18 protein-coding genes and 1 pseudogene are annotated in these 26,962 nt (G+C 65.7%); 4 read left to right on the forward strand and 15 right to left on the reverse strand.

Annotated elements, in window-relative coordinates:
* Positions 1-303: 303 nt before the first annotated feature.
* On the reverse strand, positions 304-1,251 hold the full coding sequence (gene pssA / locus C7446_RS14860; protein ID WP_121173910.1) for a CDP-diacylglycerol--serine O-phosphatidyltransferase: 948 nt from the start codon (positions 1,249-1,251) through the stop codon (positions 304-306).
* Positions 1,252-1,317: 66 nt separating this feature from the next.
* On the opposite strand from pssA, the gene C7446_RS14865 reads away from it, so the two are divergent.
* Entirely contained in the window at positions 1,318-1,809 is a 492-nt protein-coding gene (locus tag C7446_RS14865; RefSeq protein WP_121173911.1) for an MOSC domain-containing protein, read from the forward strand.
* Positions 1,810-1,901: 92 nt separating this feature from the next.
* Here C7446_RS14865 and ilvC read toward each other — a convergent pair whose 3' ends face one another.
* The 3 genes from ilvC to C7446_RS14880 all read right to left on the reverse strand — a co-directional run bounded on the left by ilvC (position 1,902) and on the right by C7446_RS14880 (position 5,218).
* The gene (ilvC, locus tag C7446_RS14870) at positions 1,902-2,918 is read right to left on the reverse strand and encodes a ketol-acid reductoisomerase (RefSeq protein ID WP_121173912.1); all 1,017 of its coding nucleotides are present in this window, start codon (positions 2,916-2,918) and stop codon (positions 1,902-1,904) included.
* 78 nt (positions 2,919-2,996) lie between these two features.
* Positions 2,997-3,494, reverse strand: coding sequence for an acetolactate synthase small subunit (gene ilvN / locus C7446_RS14875; protein WP_121173913.1), 498 nt, complete (start codon positions 3,492-3,494; stop codon positions 2,997-2,999).
* Positions 3,494-5,218: an acetolactate synthase 3 large subunit gene (locus tag C7446_RS14880; RefSeq protein WP_121173914.1), complete on the reverse strand. Its 1,725-nt coding sequence runs from the start codon at positions 5,216-5,218 to the stop codon at positions 3,494-3,496. Before C7446_RS14880 ends, ilvN begins: the two co-directional genes overlap by 1 nt.
* A gap of 645 nt (positions 5,219-5,863) precedes the next feature.
* Here C7446_RS14880 and treF point away from each other — a divergent pair.
* Positions 5,864-7,492: an alpha,alpha-trehalase TreF gene (gene treF, locus C7446_RS14885; RefSeq protein WP_121173915.1), complete on the forward strand. Its 1,629-nt coding sequence runs from the start codon at positions 5,864-5,866 to the stop codon at positions 7,490-7,492.
* A 35-nt stretch (positions 7,493-7,527) separates the two neighbouring features.
* Here treF and C7446_RS14890 read toward each other — a convergent pair whose 3' ends face one another.
* The 4 genes from C7446_RS14890 to rluD form a co-directional block, all read right to left on the reverse strand.
* Complete coding sequence (locus tag C7446_RS14890; RefSeq protein WP_121173916.1) at positions 7,528-9,060, reverse strand: class I SAM-dependent methyltransferase; 1,533 nt, start codon at positions 9,058-9,060, stop codon at positions 7,528-7,530.
* Between the two features lie 153 nt (positions 9,061-9,213).
* Positions 9,214-11,802, reverse strand: coding sequence for an ATP-dependent chaperone ClpB (gene clpB, locus C7446_RS14895; protein ID WP_121173917.1), 2,589 nt, complete (start codon positions 11,800-11,802; stop codon positions 9,214-9,216).
* 195 nt (positions 11,803-11,997) lie between these two features.
* Entirely contained in the window at positions 11,998-12,744 is a 747-nt protein-coding gene (gene pgeF, locus C7446_RS14900; RefSeq protein WP_121173918.1) for a peptidoglycan editing factor PgeF, read from the reverse strand.
* Entirely contained in the window at positions 12,741-13,730 is a 990-nt protein-coding gene (gene rluD / locus C7446_RS14905; RefSeq protein ID WP_121173919.1) for a 23S rRNA pseudouridine(1911/1915/1917) synthase RluD, read from the reverse strand. Before rluD ends, pgeF begins: the two co-directional genes overlap by 4 nt.
* A gap of 213 nt (positions 13,731-13,943) precedes the next feature.
* On the opposite strand from rluD, the pseudogene C7446_RS14910 reads away from it, so the two are divergent.
* Positions 13,944-14,738, forward strand: a pseudogene (locus C7446_RS14910) (outer membrane protein assembly factor BamD); the annotation flags it as partial.
* A 304-nt stretch (positions 14,739-15,042) separates the two neighbouring features.
* Here C7446_RS14910 and C7446_RS14915 read toward each other — a convergent pair.
* Positions 15,043-16,695, reverse strand: a complete 1,653-nt coding sequence (locus C7446_RS14915) for an NAD+ synthase (RefSeq protein WP_121173921.1) — start codon at positions 16,693-16,695, stop codon at positions 15,043-15,045.
* A 182-nt stretch (positions 16,696-16,877) separates the two neighbouring features.
* A complete protein-coding gene (locus C7446_RS14920) occupies positions 16,878-18,008 on the reverse strand; it encodes an NAD(P)/FAD-dependent oxidoreductase (protein WP_121173999.1) in 1,131 nt (376 codons plus the stop codon).
* A gap of 139 nt (positions 18,009-18,147) precedes the next feature.
* On the opposite strand from C7446_RS14920, the gene C7446_RS14925 reads away from it, so the two are divergent.
* Positions 18,148-18,663: a GspH/FimT family protein gene (locus C7446_RS14925; protein ID WP_121173922.1), complete on the forward strand. Its 516-nt coding sequence runs from the start codon at positions 18,148-18,150 to the stop codon at positions 18,661-18,663.
* Here C7446_RS14925 and C7446_RS14930 read toward each other — a convergent pair whose 3' ends face one another.
* The 5 genes from C7446_RS14930 to pilV form a co-directional block, all read right to left on the reverse strand.
* Positions 18,664-21,681, reverse strand: coding sequence for an EAL domain-containing protein (locus C7446_RS14930; RefSeq protein ID WP_170150107.1), 3,018 nt, complete (start codon positions 21,679-21,681; stop codon positions 18,664-18,666).
* A 61-nt stretch (positions 21,682-21,742) separates the two neighbouring features.
* Positions 21,743-24,922 carry a pilus assembly protein gene (locus tag C7446_RS14935; protein WP_121173924.1) on the reverse strand — a complete coding sequence of 1,060 codons (3,180 nt, stop codon included), beginning with the start codon at positions 24,920-24,922 and terminating at the stop codon, positions 21,743-21,745.
* Positions 24,922-25,488 carry a hypothetical protein gene (locus C7446_RS14940; RefSeq protein WP_121173925.1) on the reverse strand — a complete coding sequence of 189 codons (567 nt, stop codon included), beginning with the start codon at positions 25,486-25,488 and terminating at the stop codon, positions 24,922-24,924. Before C7446_RS14940 ends, C7446_RS14935 begins: the two co-directional genes overlap by 1 nt.
* Positions 25,485-26,375: a PilW family protein gene (locus C7446_RS14945; RefSeq protein ID WP_121173926.1), complete on the reverse strand. Its 891-nt coding sequence runs from the start codon at positions 26,373-26,375 to the stop codon at positions 25,485-25,487. The genes C7446_RS14940 and C7446_RS14945 overlap by 4 nt, the downstream gene beginning before the upstream one ends.
* Positions 26,372-26,962 (reverse strand): type IV pilus modification protein PilV, encoded by a 591-nt coding sequence (gene pilV / locus C7446_RS14950; protein WP_121173927.1) that lies wholly within the window; start codon positions 26,960-26,962, stop codon positions 26,372-26,374. Before pilV ends, C7446_RS14945 begins: the two co-directional genes overlap by 4 nt.

The raw sequence follows: 26,962 nt of genomic DNA on the forward strand, positions 1-26,962 counted from the left end.
TCGACTTGTTAAAGAGCGTTCCCGCTGTGGCCTGTGCCGTTTGCGAGAGAGTGAGCATTTTACTCACCGCCACCGAAATGTCAATGCCGATTTCGATGGAAGCTGCCGAAGCGATGCTTCGAGTGACAGCCAATCGATCCGGAAAACTTCAGTCGAATCAGCTGTCTGCAGCTGCCGGCCCGGTAGGCTGTTGCCCTGTCCGTTGCCAGCGGATGCGTACTCTACGCTTCGCTGATGGACCTGACAAGCCCCGATGTCGAAAAAATTTCGAAAGCGCCCTGCCCGGGCCGATGACGCCGCATGTCAGCGGCGTGTCTCGTCGGTCGATTCGGACGAGCCCGCAGACTCCGGGGCGCCGTGCTGCGTACTCTGCTCCGGCGAGTCGGCAGTATCCGACTCCTCCCGGGTATCATCAGCCATGGGGGCCGGAGCGGGAATGCCCTTGTAGCGTCGCCACAACGACATCAGCGGACCGGAAAGCGCATAGCCACCGAAGAACAGCAGCAGCATGACTGCCGGCTCCAGCGAGATCACCACGAAACCGAGCACGATCGCCAGCAGCGCCACGAAGGGCACCGGGCTTCTGAAGTCGACTTCCTTGAAGCTGTAGTAGCGAATGTTGCTGACCATCAGGATACCCACCGCGGCCACGATGATCGCCATCAGCACCTTGAAGCCCAGCGCCGTGGCCGCGAAGCTGTGAAAGGTCCAGACGCAGCCGGCCACGACCGCAGCAGCCGACGGGCTGGGCAGACCGATGAACCAGTTCTTGTCGGTACTGCCGATCTGGACATTGAAGCGCGCCAGACGCAGCGCGGCTCCGGCGACATAGATGAAGGCAGCTATCCAGCCGAGATTACCGACATCCTGCAGAATCCAGCTGAAGGCCACCACAGCCGGCGCCACACCGAAGGAGAGCATGTCGGCCAGGCTGTCGTACTCCTCACCGAACTCACTCTGGGTATTGGTCAGGCGTGCCACGCGTCCGTCGAACCCATCCAGCACCATGGAGATGAAGATGGCAATGGCCGCGGAGCCGAAGTTGCCATTGAGCGCTGCGACCACCGAAAAGAAGCCGGAGAACAGCGCCGCCGTGGTAAACAGGTTGGGCAGCAGGTAGATCCCGCGCCGGCGCACCCGCTTGCCATCGTGCACGACATCCTCGACCACTTCGGTTTCATCCTTGAATTCGGAAAACGGATCCCGCTGACGGGAGGGCCGTCTGTCCGAGGGCGGAGGTGTTGAGGTCATGACAATCGTCCTTTCAGGCGAATACAGTACAGCATAGATGATGACAGCCAGGAGGCCGTGACTGCCATGAGCGATTTGTTCCGGCTGTTGCAGCGCCATGCCCGTCCCGGCCGCCTGGAGTGGCTGGGCGTGCGTCCGGGCCGCCGTGCGCCGATGAGCGAGCCCGCAATGATTCGGGCCGTGGCCGGCCATGGTCTGGAGGGCGATCACCATGCCAGCCCCGGCGGCAAGCGCCAGGTCACCCTGATCCAGTTCGAGCACCTGCCGGTCATTGCTGCCCTGAGCGGGCATGACACCGTGCCCCTGCCCTGGCTCAGACGCAACCTCGCCATCTCGGGACTCAATCTGCTGGCCACCAGGGGCCAGCAGCTGCAGATCGGCGACGAGGTAGTGCTGGAAATCACCGGCCCCTGTGCCCCCTGCCGCCGCATGGAGGAGTACCTGGGCCGTGGCGGCTACAACGCGGTGCGTGGCCATGGCGGCATGACCGCCCGCATTCTCAGGGGTGGCCGCCTGCAGCGGGGTGACCGGGTCACGCCCCTGCCCGGCGAAGCGTGATACGCATGATATGACAGGCATGAAAAGGGGCGCCCCTGACGGAGCGCCCCTGCCTCGAGCCGAGCCCGGTTCCGGCAACTGCCGGCGCGCACTCAGTTCTTCGACTTGTCGACCATCTTGTTGGCCGCGATCCAGGGCATCATGCCGCGCAGCTTGCCACCCACCTGCTCGATCTGGTGCTCGCCGCCCAGCCGGCGCTTGGCCTTGAGGGTGGGGAAACCGGCCTGGTTTTCGAGGATGAAGTCCTTGGCAAAGGAGCCATCCTGGATGTCCTTGAGCACCTGACGCATCGCCTGACGGGTTTCATCGGTAACGATCTTCGGCCCGGTCACGTAATCGCCGTACTCGGCCGTGTTGGAGATCGAGTAGCGCATGTCCGCCAGACCGCCTTCATACATCAGGTCAACGATCAGCTTGAGCTCGTGCAGGCACTCGAAGTACGCCATTTCGGGAGCATAGCCGGCCTCCACCAGGGTTTCGAAACCGGCCTGTACCAGAGCGGACATGCCACCGCAGAGCACCGCCTGCTCACCGAACAGGTCGGTTTCGGTCTCTTCGCGGAAGGAGGTATGGATGATGCCGGCCCGGCCGCCGCCGATACCGCTGGTGTAGGCCAGTGCCAGGTCACGGGCCTGACCGCTCTGATCCTGATAGATCGCGATCAGACACGGCGTGCCCCCGCCCTGGGTATAGGTCTGGCGCACGGTGTGGCCGGGGGCCTTGGGCGCGATCATGATGACATCAAGATCCTCGCGCGGCTCGATCTGCTGGAAGTGGATATTGAAGCCGTGAGCAAAGGCCAGGGTCGCGCCCTGCTTGAGGTTGGGCTCGATATCACGATAGTAGACCTGCTTTTGGACCTCATCCGGGGCCAGCACCATGACCACATCCGCACCGGCGATGGCATCGGTCACCTCGGCCACTTTCAGCCCGGACTGCTCGGCCTTCTGCCAGGAGCCGGACCCCTTGCGCAGGGCGACGGTCACATCCACGCCGGACTCCTTGAGGTTGTGCGCATGAGCGTGCCCCTGGGAGCCATAGCCGAGAATGGTGACCTGCTTGCCCTGGATCAGGGAGAGGTCGCAATCCTTGTCGTAATAAACCTGCATGTCATTTCATCCTGTCAGGGACGGCCGCAGCCGTCGTTCGGTTGAGCCTTGATCCGTCGGTGCCGGCGGATCGGAAAATCAGGTCTGGATGCTGAGCAGCTTTTCGCCCCGGGCAATCCCGGCCACCCCGGTACGCGCCACTTCCAGCACGCCCACCGGTCCCATCGCCTGGAGAAAGGCATCGAGCTTCTGGGCGTCGCCGGTAATCTGCACCGTATACACGCTGGGAGTGACGTCCACGATCTGGGCCCGGAAGATGTCCACGGTCCGCTTGACCTCATCGCGGGCGGATCCCAGCGCCTTCACCTTGACCAGCATCAGTTCCCGCTCGATGTGCGCACCCTCGGTCAGATCCACCAGCTTGACCACATCGATCAGCTTGTTCAGGTGCTTGGTGATCTGCTCGATGATGCGATCATCGCCGTTGGTGGTCACCGTCAGCCGTGAAAGGGTTTCGTCCTCGGTGGGCGCCACGTTGAGCGTTTCGATGTTGAAGTTGCGCTGCGAGAACAGGCCGACCACCCGCGACAGCGCCCCGGGCTCGTTCTCCATCAGAATCGAGATGATATGGCGCATCAGGTCCGCTCCGTCTTCGACAGCAGCATGTCTCGCATGGCGCCCTGGGGCACCTGCATCGGATAGACGTGTTCATATGGGTCGACATGAACATCGAGGAAGACCAGCTCATCCTTCGAGCGGAAGGTGGCATCCAGCGCAGCCGGAAGATCTTCCTCGTTGCTGACCGTGATGGCTCGGAAGCCATAGGCTGCCAGCAGCTTCTCGAAGTCCGGCATCGACTCCACGTAGGAGTGCGCATGACGCGACTTGTAGTTGAGATCCTGCCACTGACGCACCATGCCCAGCGAGGCGTTGTTGAGATTGATGATCTTGACCGCAATGCCGAACTGCTTGCAGGTCGACAGCTCCTGCATCATCATCTGGAAACTGCCCTCGCCGGTGAACAGCACCACCTGCTCTTCGGGATAGCTCAGCTTGATCCCCATCGCAGCCGGAAACCCGTAGCCCATCGTCCCCAGCCCGCTGGAAGAAATCCAGTGATTGGGACGATTGAACTTGTAGTACTGGGCGGCAAACATCTGATGCTGACCGACATCGGTGACCACATAGGCATCGCCGTTGGTGGCACGGTGCACCGCCTCGATCACCTGCTGCGGCTTGAGTGGCTCGCCCGGAGCCGCCGGTTCATACAGCTTGCCCTGGCGTTCGCCGCGCCAGCCATCGATCCGGCGCCACCACTCGTCGAGCGCTTCACGATTTTCCTGCTCACGCTCGGAGAGCATGCCCAGCATCTCGTTGAGGACGCTGTCGGCCGCGCCCACGATCGGCACATCGGCGCGCACGGTCTTGGAGATCGAACTGGGATCGACATCGATATGCACGATGCGCGCGCCGGGGCAGAACTTCGAGACGTTGTTGGTCACCCGGTCATCGAAGCGCACTCCGATACCGACCACCAGATCGCTCTCGTGCATCGCCATGTTGGACTCGTAGGAGCCATGCATGCCCGGCCAGCCCAGCGACTGACGGTCGTTCTGCGGGTAGGCGCCGATCCCCATCAGCGACGTGATCACCGGAATATCGAGCCGGCGGGCCAGATCGGTCAGGGCCTCGGAGGCCCTCCCCGTGATCACGCCGCCCCCGGCAAACAGCACCGGCCGCTGCGCCTTGAGCAGCATATCGACCGCCTTGCGGATCTGGCCGGTATGCCCCCGGGTCACCGGATTGTAGGAGCGGATCTTCGCCTTCTTCGGATAGACATATTCGTAGCGCTCGGTGGGCGCGGTCATGTCCTTGGGGATATCGATCACCACCGGCCCGGGGCGCCCGGTGGCGGCCAGATAGAAGGCCTTGCGCATCACCTCGGGGATTTCGGAGGGATGGCGAATGGAGAAGCTGTGCTTCACGATCGGCCGGGTGACCCCCACGATATCGGTCTCCTGGAAGGCATCCTCGCCGATCAGGTGACTGGCGACCTGCCCGCAGATCACCACCATCGGGATGGAGTCCATGTAGGCCGTGGCAATCCCGGTCACGGCGTTGGTCGCCCCCGGACCGGAGGTCACCAGTACCACGCCCGGCCTGCCGGAAGCCCGGGCATAACCGTCCGCCATGTGGGTGGCCGCCTGTTCGTGGCGCACCAGAATGTGTTTCACTTCCTCCTGACGAAACAGCGCATCATAGATATGCAGCGCTGCACCGCCGGGATAGCCATAGATATACTCGACGCCCTCATCCTTCAGGAAGCGGGCAATCATGTCAGCGCCGGAAAGCAGTTCCACTGGAGGTTCCCCTTCAAGGTCTCGAGTGCGTTAAGGGTGCGGTGCGCACCAGCGTTCGAGGGCGGCAGCGGCCGCCTGCCACAGACCACCCGGCCTGTGACACCTGATGTCGGTCGAACCCGTGAATGGGGCTCGACGAAGACCTGCACTCAAATTCGCATCAGGTCGATGCGTCGGGGCTTCGGTTCAGGCGGAGCGGGTTGCGCTCCCGGCCCGGTAGGTCCCTTGGCAGGCGGGTAGAGGCCATATACCTACCCTCACGTGACCACTGGGGGGTTGCCCGCCTGGTGCACGCCCTGCAATCAGGAATACACAAGAGTCCATGAGCGGCCGCCGAGTGTCAAGAAGCGCGCCTCGCGACGATGCACCCACTGCCATCATCGCCGGCGCTCGCACCGCGAAAGTGCAGCACCGGCACCAGAACCGGCACCGTCACCCTTGCGGGCGCATGCATCTTTGGCAGTACATCCGTGCTGATCTATGCTCTGGATCAATTACCATGATTCATTAACCCAGATACCTATCGCCCGGTCGTTCGATGTTGACTCCCTTCGAGCGATCGGGGTGTTATTGCCCGAACTGCATCACGGTCGGCGAACCCTCGCAATCCCGGACGATGCACGACTCACGCAACCGGATGATTTCATGCCATCGACGCTGACGCCGACACCGACCATGCCGGACAGCAGGGAAGTTGCCTCGCTTCCGCCCCTCCCCGAACTGCTCTGGCAGTCGCTGTTCTTCGACGTGCAGCAGTGCCACGTCTACGAAGACAGCAAGACCTTTGTCGATCTGCTGCCGCTCGAGGAGCCGGAAACCATCCTCGAACGCTATCGTCGCCTGCGCGAGGATCTCGACTGCAGTGACGGGCAGCTGCTGGAGTTTCTCGAAACCCACTTCCATCATGTTGAAGCCGAGGCCAGCGTCGAGCCCCCGGTCCGCCATGACGACGTGACCGCCCACATCGACGCCCTGTGGAACGTCCTGACGCGTCAGCCCCAGCCGCGGCGCAGCCCCTGGTCCTCGCGCCTGCCCCTGCCCTACGCCTATGTGGTACCCGGCGGACGTTTCAACGAGATCTACTACTGGGACAGCTACTTCACCATGCTGGGGCTGGCCACCAGCCAGCGGCTCGACCTGATCCGTGACATGGTCAACAACGTGGCGTACATGATCGGGGCCTATGGCCACATGCCCAACGGCAACCGGACCTACTACCTGTCGCGCTCCCAGCCCCCCTTCTTCGCCTGCATGGTGGAGCTGCTGGCCGGACTCGAAGGGGAGGAGACCTATGCCCGCTATCTGCCCCAGCTGGAAACCGAATACGCCTACTGGATGGATGGCGGTGACCAGCTGCGCCCGCACGAGGCCTACCGGCGGGTCCTGCGCACCCATGATGGTGCCCTGCTCAACCGCTACTGGGATGATCTCAACACGCCACGCGAGGAGGCCTTCCGCGAGGACATGGAGACCGCCCAGGCGTCCGATCGCGAGCACATCGAGGTCTGGCGCAATATCCGCGCCGGCGGCGAGAGCGGCTGGGACTTCACCTCCCGCTGGCTGGCCGATGGGGTCACCCTTTCGACCATCCGCACCGTCGAGATTGCGCCGGTGGACCTCAACTGCCTGATGTACCACTTCGAGCGGATCCTGGCGCACGCCCATGCCCTGCAGGAGCATCATGATCGCGCCCGCTTCTACCGCGAGCGTGCCCAGCAGCGCGGCGTGGAAATCCGCCAGCGCTTCTGGGACAGTGCGGGCCGGCGTTTCGGTGACTACCTCTGGCACGAGCTCCGGCTGACCGACAGCATCAGCGCCGCCATGGTCTTTCCGCTCTACTTTAACATCGCCACCCAGGGCCAGGCGGACGGGGTGGCCGATGTCATTCGCAATACCCTGCTCCGGGAGGGCGGGCTGGTCTGCTCTTCCGTCGAGAGCGGCCAGCAGTGGGATGCGCCCAACGGCTGGGCGCCATTGCAGTGGATGGCCGTACAGGGCCTCAAGCACTACGGCCACCACGAACTGGCCCATGACATCGCCCAGCGCTGGATCACCACCAACCTCACCCACTTCACCAAGGAGCACAAGCTGCTCGAGAAGTACAACGTGGTCGATCAGGGGCCGCCCGGCGATGGCGAATACCCCGCCCAGGACGGCTTCGGCTGGACCAACGGTGTACTGCGCGCCCTGCTGGCCCAGTATCCTCCCGAACGGGCCGCGGAGCTGCAGTCGCGGGCCGCTGAAATCGCACTCGGGGAAACGCCGGAACGCTGAACCCGCCTGCCGCCGCTCCCGGCGGCAGGCGGTTGTCACGCCACCTGCAGGGCCTGCAGCACGGGCAGGCGCACGGCTTCGAAATGGCACGCCTGACGATGCAGCTCTGCCAGGTTGTCCGCCTCGTCCTCGAGGGGCGCCCCCTCTCTGACCACCCGCTGCTGTCGGGCTTCGAGGATCTGCCAGGCCAGGGCGGCCCACTGCCGGGGGTCCCGTTCGCCCCGTTCGCGGGCGAGCAGGAAGAGCTGATCGAAACGCGGCACCATGACCGCGCCACCGGTCACGGGGCTCGCCAGCCACGGCGTGTCGTGATGACTGCGCGCCCGCTGCAACAGGGTCGCATTGAGCCGACGGCAGCCGGGCAGGGCCTGCTCGATGGTGTCCGGCGCCTGCGCCGGACACAGATGGCCGGCGCCGGCCAGCAGCACCACGGCATATTCGAGCTGCTCCTGTCGCACCCGGCCCGCCAGGGTGTGCTCCAGCTCGCCCAGCGTATGCGGGCGGTAATCGGCCAGCGCCTCCAGCACGGGCGCATAGATCGCCTCGCTCATGGTGGCCTCGCCCAGACTGCCGCGAACGGTCAGCGGGATCTCTTGTCGCGGCGAGATCAGCACCACCCGAATCCGGCGCAGCGCTTCGAGCCGCTCCGATGACGACAGCTCCCGGGCCCCGCGGACCCAGTGGTCGCGCCGAAAGCTCTGGTTGACCAGAAAATCCCGGACGGTCTGGCGGAAGTGCTTCTCTCCGATCTCGCCCAGCAGCTGCCGATGCGCCGGCGTCAGGTTGATGGCATCGAAATGATCCGGCAGATGGGCCGAACAGGCGAATTCGAGACGCGCCGGGCGAAGCTGTTCGGCGACCCGGGAAAACGGCATGGGGTGCCAGTCGCGATTGAAATATTCGTGCGCCAGATAACCGCTGTCCTGCTGCTGCAACATGCCGAGCCGGTCGTGCACCTCCGGGTTCACTTCGGCGTAGCCGGGCTGGACCGCCAGCAGACGCTCGGCAAAGCCCAGCGCCTCGCGCACCCGGGCTTCGGTGCCCTGCCCCGGCGCGCTCATCACTTCGCCATGCTCACGCAGGATCTCGCGCATCGGCGCGAACGTCGCCCAGCCCGGGGTGGTGTTATAGCTGATATAGACCACCCCGCCGGTCCTGAGCCGACGCCTCAGGAAATCGACCAGCACTTCCCGATTGCGCTCATCGATCCAGCTCCAGACCCCGTGCAGGGCGATGAAATCGAAATCCGGCAGATCGGTGCGGGCACAGAAGGTGGCGAAATCCTCCTCGAACAGCCGGGCATCGCTGCGGGCCTGTTCCGCCAGCGAGCGGGCGAAGCCCAGCTGGGCCGGGATGAAATCATTGCCGTACCAGCGGGTCACCGAGGCCGTGGCATGAGCATTGAGCGAGACGCCCCGACCGATGCCCAGCTCGCAGGCCGTGCCCACCGTCGGCGCCACCACGCCGGCACGCGTCAGGGCCAGCTGCATGATCAGCGGATTGAGCGGGCTGTAATAGCCCGGGGTATAGAGAACATCGGTGACGTAGCCACCGCTCCAGTCGCTCATCGCCACTCCTGACAGGTTCACATGATGGGGGCGCCATCATGGCAGGTTTGGCCACGGCCATGCACGGTGGGCCTGGCCGTCGGCCCGCCCAGCGTGAAGACCCCGGCCGGAGCCGGGGTCTGGAGCACGGGGTGCGCCGGCCGACGGGAGGCCCTACTGCTCGAAGACCAGCTGATCGTCCCGGGCGCCGACCCGGATGGTATCGCCGGCACCGTAGCGTCCGGCCAGCAGCTCCTGAGCGAGCGGATTCTCGATGCGGCTCTGGATTGCCCGCCTGAGCGGCCGGGCCCCGTAGACCGGATCGAAGCCGGCCACTGCCAGCTGGGCCATCGCCTCGCCGGTCACTTCCAGCCGGATGTCGCGCTCGGCCAGCCGTTCGCGCAGCCGCGAGAGCTGGATATCGGCGATCTGCTGGATCTGCTCCTGGCCCAGCGCGTGGAAGACCACGACCTCGTCGATCCGGTTGATCAGCTCGGGGCGGAAGTGATTGGCCACTTCATCCATGACCGCGGCCTTCATCCGCTCGTAGCCGTCGGCATCGGTCTCGCCGGCGTAGGTCTGGATGACCCCGGAGCCCAGATTGGAGGTCATCACCACCACGGTATTGCGGAAGTCCACGGTACGCCCCTGGCCATCGGTCAGGCGGCCGTCCTCCAGTACCTGCAGCAGAATGTTGAAGACATCCGGATGGGCCTTCTCGACCTCGTCGAGCAGGAGTACCGAGTATGGCTTGCGGCGTACGGCCTCGGTCAGATAGCCGCCCTGATCGTAGCCGACATAGCCCGGGGGCGCGCCGATCAGCCGAGACACGGAGTGCTTCTCCATGAACTCGGACATGTCGATGCGGACCATGGCCTCCTCGGTATCGAACAAAAAGCTCGCCAGCGACTTGCACAGCTCGGTCTTGCCCACCCCGGTCGGGCCGAGGAACAAAAAGGAGCCGTTGGGCCGATGGGGATCGCTGATTCCTGCCCGGGAGCGCCTGACCGCATTGGCGACCGCGTTGACCGCCTCGTCCTGACCGATCACCCGCTCATGCAGCGCCTCTTCCATGCGCAGCAGCTTGTCGCGCTCGCCTTCCAGCATCTTCGCCACGGGAATGCCGGTCCAGCGAGACACCACCTCGGCGACCTCCTCTTCGGTCACGTTGGAGCGCAACAGCTGGTGCGCGGCGGTATCGGCTTCGGCCTCGCTGGAGTCGGCGATCTTCTTCTCCAATGACGGGATCACCCCGTACTGCAGCTCGGACATGCGGCCCAGATCGCCCTGGCGGCGTGCCGCTTCGAGATCGATGCGGGCCTGCTCGAGCTCGGCCTTGAACTGCGCCGCCCCCTGGATGCTGGCCTTCTCGGCCTTCCACACCTCGTCGAGATCGGCATACTCCCGTTCGAGCTCATCGATCTGGGTCTCCAGATTATCGAGCCGCTTGCGGGTGGCCTCGTCGGTTTCCTTCCTGAGCGCCTCACGCTCCATCTTGAGCTGGATCAGGCGCCGATCGAGGCGATCCATCTCCTCGGGCTTGGAGTCGAGCTCCATGCGAATCCGCGAGGCCGCTTCATCGATCAGGTCGATCGCCTTGTCGGGCAGCTGACGATCGGTGATGTAACGCTGCGACAGTCGGGCCGCGGCGATGATCGCCCCGTCGGTGATATCCACCCCGTGATGGACCTCGTAGCGCTCCTTGAGACCGCGCAGGATGGCAACGGTGTCCTCTTCGCTGGGCTCATCGACCATGACCTTCTGGAAACGGCGCTCGAGCGCGGCGTCCTTCTCGATGTCCTGACGATACTCGTCAAGCGTGGTGGCCCCGACACAGTGCAGCTCGCCGCGCGCCAGCGCCGGCTTGAGCATGTTGCCGGCATCCATCGAGCCCTCGGTCTTGCCGGCACCGACCATGGTGTGCAGCTCGTCGATGAAGAGGATCACCCGGCCCTCTTCCTTCGCCAGCTCGTTGAGCACGCCCTTGAGCCGCTCCTCGAAGTCGCCGCGATACTTGGCCCCGGCCAGCAGCGCCCCCAGGTCGAGTGCCAGTACCCGCTTGTCCTTGAGGCCCTCCGGCACCTCGCCGTTGACGATGCGCTGGGCGAGCCCCTCGACGATGGCGGTCTTGCCGACACCGGGCTCGCCGATCAGTACCGGATTGTTCTTGGTACGCCGCTGCAGCACCTGAATGGTGCGGCGGATCTCCTCGTCACGGCCGATCACCGGGTCGAGCCTGCCCGCCTCGGCCCGGGCCGTGAGATCGGTGGTGTACTTGTCCAGCGCCTCGCGCTGCTCCTCGGCCTCGGCATCGCTGACGCTTTCGCCACCGCGCAGCTCATCGATGGCCTGTCGCATCCCCTCCCGGTTCAGGCCGGCAGCGGTGAGCACCTTCGTGACCGCATGGTTCATTTCCAGCGCCGCCAGCAGCACCAGTTCGGTGGCCACATACTGGTCGCCGCGGCTCTGCGCCTCGCGATCGGCAAAATTGAACAGCCGCCCCAGATCCTGACCCATGGCGACATTGCCATCGAAGTTTTTGACGGTCGGCAGGCTGTCGAGATGGCTGACCAGCCCTTCACGTACCCGGGCCGCATCGCCGCCGGCCTTGCGGATCAGGCTGCGCATGCCGCTGTCACTGCTGTCGAGCAGGGCCAGCAGCAGATGGCCGGGCTGAAGCTCATTGTGACTGCGCCCCACGGCCAGCGACTGCGCCTCCGACAGGGCGTTCTGAAGCTTGCTGGTAAGTCGATCGATTCGCATCGGAAACTCCTCTCATCCGGCGCCGGACGCCCCCATCGGCCTGCCGGCAGGTCGGGTGCGAATGGCGCTGACAGCATGGTATTGCTGACAAGATGGGGACCGGCATCGCCGATTCAAGCTTTGCCACCGCATTTTTATGTTAAATCAGCAGGGAGTGAAACAGGGCCGCAGCGCGTGCGGCAAGTCGTCGCCGGCTTACTGGCGCAGCCAGATTACCGAGGCCATGCGACCGGTGACGCCATTGTCGCGGCGGTGCGAATAGAAGCGGGTATCCGAGGCGGTACAGAAATGCCCGCCACCGATCGAGCTCACCCCCAGGGCCTCGAGGCGCAGGCGGGCCAGCCGATAGAGATCGGCCATGTAGTGTCCCAGCCGGTAGGGGCTGAACTCGAAGGCGGTCTCGGCCTCGGGCTGGGCCGCCACGAAGGCCTCCATGACCTCGCGCCCGACCTCGAACTGGGCGTTGGAAATGGCCGGACCCAGCCAGGTCATGAGCTCCTCGGGCGGACACGCCAGCGCCGCTGCGGTCGCCTCCAGCACGCCGCCGGCCAGCCCGCGCCAGCCGGCATGGGCAATACCGACCCGCGTGCCGCGACGGTCACAGAACAGTACCGGCAGGCAGTCGGCGCTCTGCACCACACAGGCATACCGCGCATCGAAGGCCACCGAGGCATCGGCCTGTGGCGGCGGCGAGCAGTAGTCGTGCCGGACACGCGCCCCGTGCTGCTGATCGAGCCACAGCAGCGGGCGCTCGTCACCGATCCGGCGGCTCAGGCGCTGGCGGCAGAGGGCCACCGTGGCCTCGTCATCACCGACATGCGCGGCCGTGTTGAAGTGGGCAAAGGGGCCCTCGCTCGGCCCCTGCTCGCGGGTGGTAATGAAGGCGCCGACGGTATCCGGAGCGTTCCAGTCGGGCAGGATCAGACCGGGCTGGTCATTCATGACGACACCTCGCCATGCCGGCTGCGCTGGTCATCACGCAGGGTGTCGAGCAGCCCCACCATGTCATCCGGCAGCTCGGCGCCAAAGCTCATGGCCCGCCCATCGTCGGGATGGGTGAAGGCCAGGCGCCGGGCATGCAGCGCCTGGCGCGGAAATTCGCGCAGCAGTGTCTTGAGCGCTTCACTGCCCCCCATCGGCAGCTTGAGCCGACCACCGTAGAGCGGATCGCCGACCAGCGGAAAACGCTGGTGCTGCAGGTGGACACGAATCTGGTGGGTGCGGCCGGTCTCCAGCTGACAGCGCACCAGCGTATGCGCGTGAAAGCGCTCCTGTACCCGGTAGTGGGTCACCGCCGGCTTGCCGCCACTGACCACCACCGCCTGTCGCTTGCGATCAACGGGGTGGCGGCCGATCGGCGCATCGACGGTCCCGCCGGCGATCATCGCACCGGTCACCACGGCGTCATACTCCCGGTGGACGCTGCGCGCCTGCAGCTGCTCGACCAGCGCGGTATGTGCCGCCAGCGTTCTGGCCACCACCATCAGACCGCTGGTGTCCTTGTCGAGCCGGTGCACGATGCCCGCCCGGGGCAGCGTGGCAAGATGTTCGTCGTGATGAATCAGTGCGTTGAGCAGGGTGCCGTCGGGATTGCCGGCCGCCGGATGCACCACCAGTCCGGCCGGCTTGTTGACCACCAGCACGGCGTCGTCTTCAAAGACGATATCCAGCCCGATGGGCTGGGGCTGCCACTCTTCCCGGGCCTCGATGGTCGCCGCCAGCTGCAGCTGCATGCCGCCGACCATCTTTGCCCGCGGGCGCCGGGGCTCGCCATCGACGGTCAGGGCGCCATCGTTGATCCACCCCTTGAGCCGTTCGCGTGAAAACTCGCCGAACAGTTCGGCGGCGACCCGATCGAGGCGCATGCCGGTCATGGTATCCGGCACGCTGCGCCGGGCTTCGATGGTTTCACTCTGGGATACGGACATGGGAACTCCGAACGACGTCATTCAAGACGGGCGTTTCGCGGCGGCTGGACAATGCTTTATAGTGCCTTGCCTGGATCGCTCCGATGCCGGTCGCGAGACCCGGCATTCGATTCTCGCAGCGCCGGGCCTTATAGTATGTACCCGGATCATCAAGCAGCTGGCTGTCGACGGATTCTACCACGGCCGCCATTGATTGCCCGACATGAGGACGACATGCGCGCCATTTCCCTGAGTGCCCTGGCACTGGCCGCTGCCCTGCTCGCAGGCTGTGCCGGCAACGAGACCAAGCAGGACGCTCCGGAGGTCCCCGAACAGGAGCTCTACCAGCAGATTCAGCAGGCACTCAATACCGGTAGCTACTCGGCAGCCGTCACCAAGCTGGAACAGCTCGAAAGCCGCTATCCGTTCGGCGATTACGCCGAACAGGCCCAGCTGGAACTGATCTACGGCTACTACGCCGTCAGCAACTGGGAGCAGGCCCGGGCCGCCGCCAGCCGCTTCATCCGCCTGCATCCCGATCATCCCCAGGTCGACTACGCCTACTACATGCGCGGGCTGGCCGCCTGGCAGGCGGGCCGTTTCAGCCTGGAAAGCTTCGATCTGATCGATATCTCGCGTCGCGACCTGGGCGCCACCCGCGATGCCTACACCGATTTCGGCGAGGTGGTGCGCCGCTTCCCGGACAGCCCCTATGCGCCCGATGCCCGCCAGCGGATCATCTACCTGCGCAACGTGCTGGCCCGGCATGAGCTGCAGGTCGGCGATTTCTATCTGCGCAAGCAGGCCTATGTCGCCGCGGTCGATCGCGGCAAGTGGGTACTCGAGCACTATCCGCAGACCCAGGCTTCCCGCGACGCCCTGGCCGTGATGGTGGAAGGCTATCTGGGGCTGGACATGCGTGACCGGGCCCGCCAGACACTGGCGCTGCTGATCAGAAATGATCCCGACAATGCCCGGCTCGATGGCAATACCTTCGAGCCGCGCCATGTCGATGCCGAACCCCTCACGCTGGAGCGCCAGCCTGCCAGCGTGATCAGCGAGCTGACGGACAATACGCCGATGGGCACCGCCCGCAGCCAGCTGCGCGAAGGCAATACAGCTTCCGATCCGGCTTCCGACCGTGCCGGCGACAGCCTCCCGGTCGGCCAGCCACCCTCCACCGATGCGCCCCGGGCGGGCAATCGCGGCATGAACGGCCCCTCGATCGGTCCGGGCAACCCGCCCCGCTCCGGTACCCTGCCGGGCGGCGGCTGACCATCGGCCGGGGCCATGCCGGCCCCGGCCTGCCGACGATCATCACCCTGCCGCGGGATCAGTCGCCGGGCTGCCAGCCATTGACGATGGGATAGCGCCGGTCGCGGCCGAAACCGCGCGGCGTGACCCGCACGCCGGGCGGCGCCTGGCGACGCTTGTATTCGCTGCGATCGACCAGCCGGATGGCACGCGTGACATCCTCCCGCTCGTAGCCGCGCGCCACGATCGCCTCCAGACTCTCGTCGCCCTCGATGTAGTGCCACAGGATGGCATCCAGGGTGTCATATCCCGGCAGCGAATCGCTGTCGACCTGGTCCGGTGCCAGTTCGGCGGAGGGCGGCCGGTCGATGACCCGCTGCGGAATCACCTCGGCCTCGCCTTCTGCAAGCGCCTGCTCGTTGCGCCAGCGCGCCAGCCGATAGACCCGGCTCTTGTAGACATCCTTGAGCGCGCTGTACCCCCCGACCATGTCACCATAGAGCGTGGCATAACCCACGGCCATCTCGCTCTTGTTGCCGGTGGTCAGTACCATCAGCCCCTTCTTGTTGGAGATCGCCATCAGCAGCACCCCGCGGCAGCGTGACTGCAGGTTCTCCTCGGTGGTATCGGCCGCGGCGTCGCCGAAGCTCTCCGCCAGCGTGGCGGTAAAGGCCTCCACCATGGGCGCGATCTCCATCACCTCGTAGTGCACACCCAGCGCCTCAGCCTGACGAGCGGCATCCTGGCGCGAGATCTCGGCGGTATAGTGATAGGGCATCATCACCGCCCGGACCCGCTCGGCGCCCAGCGCATCCACGGCAATCGCCAGCGACAGGGCGGAATCGATGCCGCCCGAAAGCCCCAGCACCACGCCGGGAAAGCCACTCTTGTTGACATAGTCGCGCAGCCCGGTGACCAGTGCACAGTAGAGCGCCTCGTCCTCTTCCGGCAGGGCTTCGCGCTCGCCCTCGACCAGCCGGACGCGGCCCTGCTCATCACGCCGGAGACCGACCGGCATCAGCCCGACCTGCCAGGTGGGGGCCTGCACCCGGCACTCGCCATCGGCATCGAGCGCGAAGGAGCCCCCATCGAAGACCAGCTCATCCTGACCGCCAATCTGGTTGGTATAAACGAGCGGCAACTGTGCCTCGCGGGCCCGGGCGCTGAACAGCGCCAGCCGCTCGGCAGGCTTGTCGATGTGATAGGGGGAGCTGTTGAGCGACACCACCAGCTCCGCTCCGGCCGCCCGGGCCTGCTGGATCGGCGCTTCCACCCAGAGGTCCTCGCAGATCAGCACCCCGATCTTCATCCCCCGGTGCTCGATCACGCAGGGGGCAGTCCCGGCCTCGAAATAGCGCCGCTCGTCGAAGACAAGATAGTTGGGCAGCGCCTGCTTGGCGTACTCCCCCAGCCACTGCCCGTTGTAGAGCGCCCCGGCCATGTTGTAGCGGTGCCCGTCACGCTCGCCGGGATAGCCCACCAGCACCAGCACGTCACGCGCGACACGTTCCGCCAGGGTGGCGAGCGCCTGCGCCACCCGTCTGGCCATCGCCGGTCGCAGCAGCAGATCCTCGGGCGGATAGCCGGTCAGACAGAGTTCGGGCAGGACAACGATATCGGCACCGTGTTCGATACGCGCTTCACGCACGGTTTCGATGACCCGCTCGGTATTGCCGGGAATATCACCGACCAACGGATCGATCTGGGCCATCACCAGGGTCATGTCTTGCATGGCACACGGTCTCTCGAATTGACGGATTTGAACCACCGGACCATCGGACCCGGCCGGAAAACGACCCGACCCATCGCCCGAAGGAGCCTTACCCTAACGCAACAGCCATCATGATGCTCGGACTCGTCCCCCCTGATACGATCTCCACCCCCGGTCACCGCCTGTCTCCCGGTTTCGCCGGTTCAATGCCTGCCGGTGGCGGCCGGCCCCTCATCGCGCGCAGTCAGGGCAGTGCCGTCACAGCGGTAGGGCGTGGGATCGACACAGGGCGACTCGTTGCCCAGCAGCTCGGCCAGCAGTTGCGCCGAGGCCGGGGCCAGCACCACCCCGTTGCCGGCATGGCCGGCATTCAGCCAGAGCCCGGGCAGCGAGGTTTCGCCGATGAAGGGAACCCCGTGCGGTGAACCCGGGCGCAGCCCCGCCCAGTGCGCCACGACCGAGGCGGGCGCGAGCCCCGGCGCCATCGCCAGCGCACTGGCCTGCAGTCGCTCCCGGGCCGTGCGGGTGGTGGACTTGTCGAAACCGCAGGATTCGAAGGTGCTGCCGACCAGCACCTGACCGTCGCGGCGGGGAATCAGATAGTCACCGCCCATCAGTACGACCCGGTCCACGACGTCCGGGGCACCCTGCAGCAGCAGCATCTGGCCGCGTACCGGCCGTATCGGCACCTCGATACCCAGCGGCGCCAGCAGCGGCCGCGTCCAGGGCCCACCGGCGATGACCGTGTTGTTCGCCATGAGGGGGCCGGTGTCGGTGGCCACGCCGATGACGCGATCCGCCCGGCGCACGAGCCCGGTTACCGGCCGGTGCTCGTGCAGGGTAATGCGCTCATGCTGCATGACCCGGGCGCGCAGCGCCTGCCCCAGCCGGGGCGTGCGAATGCTGCCGTGCGCCGGCATCCAGGTCGCCGGCGTCACCGCTTCGGTCATGCCTGCCGGCCAGTGCGGCAGCGGCGCCCGGCGATGCAGATCGAGCCGGCGCCCGCTGCGATGCTGCCAGCGCTCGGCCCGTTCGGGATCCTCGATGCGCAGATGGGCGATGCCGTGGGGCGAAAACTGCGGATCAATGCCGCTTTCGAGCCGGAGACGCTCGGCCAGCCCCGGCCAGGCCGGCTCGGCAATGGATGCCAGCGCCGTCACGGCATCGTCGTAGCGCCACGGATAGAGCGGCGACAGGATACCGCCCCCGGCCCAGGAGGCCTCCCGGACACACGCCCCCTGCTCGACCACCACCACGCTGGCGCCCCGCTCTGCCAGCAGCAGGGCACTCAGCAGCCCGTTGATACCACCGCCCACGATGGCAATGTCACTCACTACTGCCTCCCGCACCACACGACCGAAGCGCTGCACTCTCAAGCCGACTCCCGCCGGTGCCGTTATATTAGCCATAAAAGATCAAGATCGGAGTCTCACGCCGCGCTCCCGACGAGCGCTCGACCAGGGAGAAGTATAAGTGATCGGGTCATCTCTCGTCCGCCACCAGGGTGGGTTCACCCTGCTGGAAACCGTCATTGCCCTGGCGCTGCTGGGCATGCTGCTCGGCATCGGGATACCGCAGCTGAGCCGTCAGCTGCAGGCCCGTGCCCTGCGTCTGGATGCCCGCGCGCTGGCGGCCCTGATCCATCAGGCGCGCAGCGCCAGCCTGGGGGCTTCGCGGGCACTGCAGCTGTGCGGCAGCCGGGATGGCCTTCAGTGCAACGACGACTGGCACCAGGTCATCCTGCGCCCTGCCGGGGGCCGCCCGATCCATCATCTCCGGCTGGCGGCGCCGGAACGCATCATCTGGCGCGGCGCCAGCACGCCGCTGGTCTTTCACCCCCGCTGGCAGCACAACTTTCTCAATGGCACCTTTTCACTCTGCCCGGCGCAGCACACCGAACTCGCTGCCTGGCGCATCATCGTCAGTCGTCTGGGGCGTCCGAGACTGGAACGCAAACCGGATGATCCGCGCTGCCGGACGGCATCGTGATCATGACCCGATTGTCCTGGGCAGCAGCAGGCACTCCAGCGGCTCCGGCATGGCGACATGATAGCCCTGGACATAATCGACGCCCATGTCACGAATCCGCTCGAGCGTGGCGGCATTCTCGACGAATTCCGCCACCGTGGCCGCGCCCAGCCGATGGGCGATCTGGTTGATGGAATCGACAATGACCTGATCCAGCTCATTGCTGCAGACATTGCGCACGAAGGCCCCGTCGATCTTGACCAGATCGACGCTGAAGCTCTGCAGGTAGCTGAAGGAACTCAACCCGCTGCCGAAATCATCCAGCGCTACCCGGCACCCCAGCTCCCGCAGTGCCGTGATCGCCTCGCTGGCCATTGATACATGATTCATCAGCGCGGTTTCGGTGATCTCGAAGATCAGCTGGCCAGGCGGCACCGGCGACCGGCCCATCAGCGCCAGCAGCCATGGCAGGAAGGTGGCATCGCTGAGCGAATTGGCCGAGAGATTGATGCTCAGCTGCAGCGTCGGACAGGTGGCAATCTCCTCACCGCGGCGGCACAGCAGCTGCTCGATGACCCAGCAGTCGATGGCCGCCATCATGCCGTAGCGCTCGGCGACCGGAATGAAGGCCCCCGGAGGTACCAGCACCTCATCCTTGTCCTGCATGCGCAACAGGATCTCGTGGTGTTCGCCTTCACCGGCCCCCTCATGCAGGTGCATGATGCGCTGACTGTAGAGCACGAACCGATCGGCTTCGATCGCTTCGCGCAGCCCTGCGGCCATGAAGATGTCGCGATGCTCGCGCTCGACCTCCTGCTGCCCCGGTTCGAAGGTCGAGGAGCGGTTGCGGCCGGCACGCTTGGCGGCGTAACAGGCAATGTCGGCCTTGCCGAGCAGCTCACCGAAGGTGGTGGTTTCGGCCTCGATCGCCACCATGCCGATACTGGCACCGATATCGTAGATATTGCCCTCCCAGACAAAGCGCAGGGCACAGATCAGCTCGATCAGCTTGTCCGCCACCTGGCGTGCCTGATCGAGCGTACAGTCGATCAGCAGCAGCCCGAACTCGTCACCCCCCAGCCGCGCCAGGATGTCCTGATGGCGCACATGGCGCCCGAGCAGCGCACTGACCTCGGTCAGCAGATGATCACCGGCGACGTGTCCGGCCGAATCGTTGACGACCTTGAACCGGTCGAGATCGATCATGCACAGCACATCCCGGCTGCCCTCCCGGCGGGCACGCCCGAGGGCCTCCTCGATCACCTGCTCGAACCGGGCCCGATTGAAGATGCCGGTCAGGGCATCGTGGGAAGCGGTAAAGCTGAGACTGCGCTGCAGCTCCCGGGCCCGCGAGACGTTCTGGAAGACCAGGATGGCGCCCAGCACCCTGCCGCCGTCCGCTCGCACGGGCGCAGCAGTGGCGTTGACATCGAAGCGCTCGCCCTCCCGACCGATCAGCACCAGGTCGTCCTCGCGGCTGAAGACACTGGAGCGCTGCAGGCACTCCCGTACCGGATTGACCAGCGGGACCTCGTGCTCGGTGCCATCACTCACGACATTGAAGATGCTTTCGATGGCATGATGCCGCGCCTGCTCCAGTGACCAGCCGGTCATGCCTTCGGCAGTAGGGTTCATGAAGTTGATGCGGGCCTGGTCATCGGTGGCGATCACGCCATCGCCGATCGACGAGAGCGTCACCTGCAACCGCTCGGTCTCCTCCTGCAGCGCGCGGGAGAGCCGCACCCGCTCCAGCTCGGCCGACTTGGCCGCCGTCACATCAATGATGGTACCGATCAGTCGCTGTGGCCGCTCGAGCTCATCATGCGCCATGATCCGCCCCCGTATCTGGAACCAGCGATAGCCGGCCTCCGGACAGTACATCCGGTACTCGACCAGATAGAGTTCGGTCTCGCCCGCAATATGGGCCTGCAGCCGCGAGCGCACCATTCCGATATCCTCGGGATGGACGATATCCAGCCATTCGCTGCGGGAGAAGATGGCCTGCTCGCGGGGCAGGCCCAGCATGCGCCTGGCCTCCATCGAAACCTGCAGATCGCCATCGGGCAGCTCGATCTCCCAGACGCCCTGACCGCTGCCATCCAGCGCCATTTTCCAGCGCAGCTCGTTGTCACGCAGCCGCTGACGCTCCCAGCGATTGCTCTGCATCAGCACTCCCAGCAGCAGTGCCGGCAGCACGATCAGCGCAGCAGCCAGATAGAACTGGCTCTCGAAATCCAGCAGGGCCGCCTCGGAGGAGACGGGGGTATCGCTCAGAAAGAGCAGCGCGATCAGAGAGATCATGCTGACGGCATTGAGCAGGGTGCTGCGAAAGAAATCGAGCACCAGCGCCCCGATCAGCAGCGGCAGCCCGCAGTAGATGGTGGCCATCGGCAGCGACGGCAGGGCCAGCACATTGACGATCAGCGTCAGCAGCAGCATCGGATGGAACGGATTGCGCCAGCTGCTGGCCAGAAAGACATGCCAGCCGCGGATCGAACTGTTCAGTGCCAGCGGCAGCATGATCAGTAGCCCAACGGCATCGGCAATGTAGTAGCGGATCCAGCCATCGAGGGCACTGGCCCCCCGCACCCACTCGATGAATGCAGAGGCCGTGGCCCCGAAGACAGGAGTGATCACCACGCCCAGCAGCAGGATGTACAGCGTCGGCTTCAGCGCCTGGATCAGCACCTCGCCCCTGAAGCACTGTCGCAGCAGCATCGCGCCGAAGGTGATCTCGACCAGATGAATGGGCGTGTAGGCAACGGCTGCTGCTGCCGTCATGAAGGGCAGCAGGGCCAGGAAGTTGGCGCCCATCAGCGCCGCCAGCGGCCACCACCAGCGGCTGTAGTCGAGGCGCACCAGCGCCGCGATCGCCAGCGCATTGGGCAGCCAGAGCGAGACCTGCCCGCCGGGAAAGGGAGCCAGCGACAGGCAGAGCACACCCAGTACCCAGAACAGACAGCTGAACAGCCCCAGTCGGGCCCACTGGGTGGCTCGATCAGTGCCGTCAACAAACAGTCGCTCATAAAGCTCGATCATGCGGGGGCGGTATCCGATCCTGAAACGGTGATGCCTGTCAGCACAGCGGCGGCCCGGCAGGTCATTCGACCCCACCCGGCGCCCGCTCATCCCACCAGGTGGGCATCAGGGGGGGCTGGGGCTGGGGCTGGGTCATGGCATTCAGCTCGGAGAGCAGCCCGGCCATGACCTGCGGGTCGACACCCGATAGCGCGATCCGGCTGTTGCCGACATGCAGCGAGAGTTCGTCCATCAGTGTGCTGCCGATCTCGGCAGAGGCTACCCGACCACCGGCGCGCTGAACATAAGCATAACCTCCATCAGCCGGCCGTGACTGTTCCAGCACGGGCAGGGTCAGGCCATAGAGGACACTCCTGCCGCCCAGCGGCGTACAGGTCCCTGCATCGTCCGCCTCATAGGCTGTCATGAAGGTCACCCCCATCACGGTACGACTTTCGGAGAGCGCCTTGCGCTTCGCCCCCAGCGGCAGTCGCCAGCCGCCGAACGCAGTCGTCAGGCCGGTCGCTGCAGCCTGCAGGGTCTCGCGGGAGCGCAGGAGCGCCGTCGGCAGATTCAACAATGAATGCCCGGATGCTTCCTCCGCCGGGAGCAGATCGGCACTGCCGAGCGGCCACTGCAGCACGGTACGCCCGCCACCGGCGGTGACGGGCGTGACATTGAGCACGAAGAGGGCATCGTCGCCGGTCTGATGCCGCAGGTGCGCCCGATCGCCGCTGGCCACGACCAGGAAATCGAAATCGACATCACCCAGCCGGGTCCGGATCAGGTCGGGGGCACCAAAGAACCGCCGATCGACCGGCGTCGCATCGTGCCGGCCCAGCCGCGCGATCCGTACCAGCCGCCACCGCTCGGGATCGGCCGCGGCCAGATCGGCGAACCAGACATTGCCGCCCGTATCGGCAAAGAAGGCTCCGTCGGTCAGCCCATCCCGGTCCAGATCGGCCAGCGTCACGTCGCCGGGCACGCTGTCCTGCAGCGCCGGCTGCTCGAGATGCTGCTCGAAGGCACCGATCAGGGCCCCCGTGGCCGCATCGACCACGTAGAGTCCGGCCCCCCGCTCATCCCCTGCGATTTCGCCGGCCCCGAGCGTACCGCCTGTCGCCGGGTCGTCGATATTGTCCTTGCGACGGTCGTAACCGCCGCCGAAGATGAAAACGCGCCGCCCGCCCGAATGCTCCGCAGCAATAACCGCCGGCTGCGGCGTCGACCAGCTCTGGCCCAGCCAGCGGAACTCGTCGGCGGCGGTCGAAATGCGCCACGCCCACTGCGGGCGTGCGGGGTCCAGCACGTTCAGGCCATAGTAGCCATAGCCGCCCCGCCGGAAACCGAACGCCAGAATGGCCTGATCCCCCTTGTCACCGACATGCCCATTGCCATCCCCGTCGAACGCCAGCAGCGTCGGACTGCCATCGATGCCGTAGTTGGTGGCCTGGCTGCCCTCTTCCACGATCACGCTGCCGCCTCCGGTCGTATCGCCAGCCCGGCGCGCCCGGTAGACCGCATTGTCATTGAAGAGGCGAAAGACCGGCGCATCGGCGACCTCGCCGGGCCAGAAGGCCCACTCCTCGCTGCCCGTCTCGGCATCGAAGGCATGCAGCAGACCATCATTGCTGCCGACATAGAGCGTGATCCGGTCGTGACGGCAGCCCGTCGCCGGGGTCGCACAGCCGCGATTGAAGGCCAGCGGCCGGGAGTGGATGATATCGCCCAGCGGCCAGACGCGAGTCAGCGCCGGGCGCCCCTCGATGGTGCCCGTGCGCAGCCACCGGGTCACGGCGGCCAATCCCAGCCGCTGCTGCGCCAGCAGCTGCTGCGCGCTGTTGCCGAACACCGCACCACTCGGCTCAGCCATGCCCTCTCGCAGCGCGCGAAGCCCTGCCGGCATGCCGATATCCGAATACAGCAGCCGATCATCTCGCCCGGCCAGCAGGGCGCCGGCACCGCCCCGTTCCACCTCGTCGGGCGTGGTATCAATGCCGGCCCAGCGCTCGCGGGCAGCGAGGGTATCGCCCTCACCGTAGGCATACTTCTTCAGGTTACCGCTCCACGGTGCATTCAGGCGGGGCTGGAAAACCGGCACATAGGCCGCATCGAGATTGCGCAGCTGGTTGAAGTCGGAGGCGAAGATGCGCACCCGGTTGAGGGTCTGCTGCTGGCGGATGTTGCCGACAATGGCCTCGAAGGCCGAGCTCAGCCCGGAGGTATCGTCCACGGTGAAATACCCCTTGCGGCCGGTGTCGCGGCCATCGGCATCCAGCAGCGGTGAAGCAGCGTCCTGCAACAGGGCCTGATCGGTGGCAAAGCCGATGGTATAGGTATAGGCGTGCTGATCGCCCGGCAGCTCGGGGGCCAGATCATGGGTCTGCATGTAGTGCGTCAGCACCGGCAGACAGCTCTCGGCCGGATAGGCCTCGTAACCCGTATAGGGTGGGGCCCAGGGATAGGTCTTCCGGCTGCACTCCTGTCCGGTCAGTTGCCTGATTGCCTCGTTGGCGCTCAGGTCCCACTGTGGCTCGCCGTCCGTCATGTAGATCACGTAAACGCTCTGACAGGCCTTCAGCGGCGAGCGATAGCGGTTGCCCGCTTCGGCCGTGTAATCGCGACGCGGCGAACCACTGCCACCGAGGTAGCCGTATTCGATCCGGCCACCGGTAAAGTACCGATAGACCTCGAACAGGGTTTCGCACAGGGGGGTGCTGGTTTCCGGGCGCAGGCTGTCGATCCGGCCCTTCAGTTCAAGCCGTGATCCGGCGCCCTGTTTCTTGTCGGCCGGCAGGGCGTGCACGATCCGGCCACCATTGTCGCCGCCGTTCTCCCGCCAGCACTCGGGCGCATTGATCCTTGCCGAATAGATTGGCGCCCCTCCCCAGCCGTAGCCGATACATTCGCTTCTGACGCTGGCATTGCCATTGTTATTGAATACGGCCAGCCCGAAGTTGAGATCGGCATTCTCGTCGATCAGGCGCTTGACCACGTCCCGGGCGATCGCCATCTTCGAGCGACAGCCGCTGCGGTAGTAGCAGTTGTCCGGATTCTCGCCGGCCGGGGTATCCGCCATGCTGCCGGAATTGTCGAAAATGATCAGCACCTGGGGCTGAGTGCCGACATCATCCTTTTGCAGCCGCGCCTTGATGACATCGATATCGTCGGCAAGTGCAGCCCGCCCCCACAGGCCGGTCAGCATCAGTGCCATCACGACAGGCCATGCCATCAGTCCCGGGAGAATACGCATCGCCGACATCACTCGTCACCTCCCGACAGCAGCAAAAGCCGATTGGAGACGGCCGATACCATGGTCTCCCTCAGGCCCCGGTGCAGCTCGTACACGCTTTGGAAGCCATGCTCCCCGCTACTCTCGTGCGAAAGGCCGACCTCATAGTAGCGACAGCTCGCCATGCCGCTGCTGCTGGCATTGCGGCGGATCTGATGCTCATCCAGGCAGGGGTTTTCGATCCGCTGCAGCACGACACGATGCCCGGCATCGCAGTGATCGCGCGGCACCCCCACGGTAACCGCGGACGCGCCGAGGCCGAACTCCACGCACTGGCCCTGCCGCGCCAGACCCAGCAGGGTATCGCGCATCCGCGGCGATGCCGCCGTGTTGTCGGTCACGACCGGCACCGTGGCAGCAGCCACCACACGTGCCAGCTCGGCCTCCGCCTGCTGAAAGATGCGGGCATCCTGGCGATCGCTGTAGGCGCCCCGGGCATCCAGCAGACTGCGATCGACCAGAGCCAGCCCGGTCAGGGTCATGCCCAGCAGCAGCAGCATGCCGAGCAATAGCGTAAACCCCTGCTGCCCGTTCATGATGAATCCCTCAGCCGGGCGCGACTGTTGCGCAGCGTGATCGTGGTCACGAACAGCCGACGCAGGTACCGATCATTCAGGGCGAGCCTGGCATTCGGCAGTGGCAGGGCGATGGTGCTGATGCGGACGCCCGGCTCGAGGCTGCGCAGCACGACATACAAACGGGCGCTGACCACGCTCTCCCAGTCGGCGACCCGCTCTCCGGCGAGATAGCGATTGGCGGTGCCATCCGCGTCGGTATCAAGCCCCCACTCCAGCGCGAGCGCCTCCACCCCGCGCACGAGCTCCACCGAGTTCGCCCAGCGCCCTTCGTCATCCAGCTCGCGCAGCATCAGGGCCGGCACGCGGCCCTGCCGGGCATCCTCGACATCACGCAGATAGTAGGTCGCCGCGTAATAGCGCTCGCTGCCACTGCAGGCGGCGCCGGGGTCCAGCGTCATCCGGCCCTGCCGGCGGCGCACACAGACACCGGAGGTATCATCGGAGCGGACATGGCGCACAACCAGCACCTGGCTCGGAAGCCCGGCATCGGCCTTCACGCTGGTGAGCGTGGCCCCGCTCGGCAGCAGCTCCTTCCGTTCGGCCTGTACCAGGCTACCGGCCCAGACCGGCTGCAGCAGTTCGGCCCGGGAGATGGCCATGGGCGAGTCGGTAATCTCCAGCGCCGGGGTCAGTTCCTCACCCCAGTAGCCGGCACGGCGCAGCTCCTCGCTCAGCAGCCGAATGACCAGCCGGCCACGCTCCTGGATATCGGCCAGGGCCTGCTGCTGCTGGGAGGCCCGGGCGGTCTGCAGGTAGAGGCTGACGGCGCCGGTAATGAGCAGCATGCCCACGGCCAGCGCGACCAGCAGCTCCAGCAGTCCGGCGCCGCGCTGCGTGGGGCTCATGTATCCACCACATAGCCGGTGGTCAGCGCCACGAACTGCCGCCCGGCCCCGAGCCCGTCGCTGGCGCAATTGACGGGACCCTCGTCCGGCGCGGCGGTGCGTCCGCCGCCGGTGCCCTGCCAGGCCAGCACGATCGTGGCCTGCGCCATCGTGCCCGGCTCGGGATCGGCCGGCCGGATCGTGATGCAGCCCCGAGCCCCGGGCAGTCCGTCCTGCTGCTGCCCGCTGGTATCCCGCGAGGCGATATGTTGTGCCCAGTCGTACAGATCGAAGTGTGCCAGCTGCGCCGGCGTGCAATTGCCGGTGCGGCAATCACTGCCGGGAGGGGCCGTTGTCGCCGGTGAGATCGGGGCCGGGGCGCTGTAGATCGCCAGGCCCGCGGCGGTTGGATTGGCCCGTATGCGCTCGAGCATGCCTTCCGCCAGCAGAGTGGCCCGGGTATAGGCCAGCGACTGCTCGTTCGCCTGACGTGCATGCAGCAGCAGGCCGACCACGCCCAGCGTGCCCATCGTCAGCAGCACCAGGGTGACCAGGACTTCCAGCAGGGCAAACCCCTGTTGAGCAGTACGTGCTGCGCGATGCGACAT

It is taken from the genome of Kushneria sinocarnis (assembly GCF_003633775.1).
Lineage (GTDB): Bacteria > Pseudomonadota > Gammaproteobacteria > Pseudomonadales > Halomonadaceae > Kushneria > Kushneria sinocarnis.

Coding starts and splice junctions, on each gene's coding strand:
- pssA (WP_121173910.1), bottom strand. CDS start 1,251: ATGACCTCAACACCTCCGCCCTCGGACAGACGGCCCTCCCGTCAGCGG.
- C7446_RS14865 (WP_121173911.1), top strand. CDS start 1,318: ATGAGCGATTTGTTCCGGCTGTTGCAGCGCCATGCCCGTCCCGGCCGC.
- ilvC (WP_121173912.1), bottom strand. CDS start 2,918: ATGCAGGTTTATTACGACAAGGATTGCGACCTCTCCCTGATCCAGGGC.
- ilvN (WP_121173913.1), bottom strand. CDS start 3,494: ATGCGCCATATCATCTCGATTCTGATGGAGAACGAGCCCGGGGCGCTG.
- treF (WP_121173915.1), top strand. CDS start 5,864: ATGCCATCGACGCTGACGCCGACACCGACCATGCCGGACAGCAGGGAA.
- C7446_RS14890 (WP_121173916.1), bottom strand. CDS start 9,060: ATGAGCGACTGGAGCGGTGGCTACGTCACCGATGTTCTCTATACCCCG.
- clpB (WP_121173917.1), bottom strand. CDS start 11,802: ATGCGAATCGATCGACTTACCAGCAAGCTTCAGAACGCCCTGTCGGAG.
- pgeF (WP_121173918.1), bottom strand. CDS start 12,744: ATGAATGACCAGCCCGGTCTGATCCTGCCCGACTGGAACGCTCCGGAT.
- rluD (WP_121173919.1), bottom strand. CDS start 13,730: ATGTCCGTATCCCAGAGTGAAACCATCGAAGCCCGGCGCAGCGTGCCG.
- C7446_RS14915 (WP_121173921.1), bottom strand. CDS start 16,695: ATGCAAGACATGACCCTGGTGATGGCCCAGATCGATCCGTTGGTCGGT.
- C7446_RS14930 (WP_170150107.1), bottom strand. CDS start 21,681: ATGATCGAGCTTTATGAGCGACTGTTTGTTGACGGCACTGATCGAGCC.
- C7446_RS14935 (WP_121173924.1), bottom strand. CDS start 24,922: ATGTCGGCGATGCGTATTCTCCCGGGACTGATGGCATGGCCTGTCGTG.
- C7446_RS14940 (WP_121173925.1), bottom strand. CDS start 25,488: ATGAACGGGCAGCAGGGGTTTACGCTATTGCTCGGCATGCTGCTGCTG.
- C7446_RS14945 (WP_121173926.1), bottom strand. CDS start 26,375: ATGAGCCCCACGCAGCGCGGCGCCGGACTGCTGGAGCTGCTGGTCGCG.
- pilV (WP_121173927.1), bottom strand. CDS start 26,962: ATGTCGCATCGCGCAGCACGTACTGCTCAACAGGGGTTTGCCCTGCTG.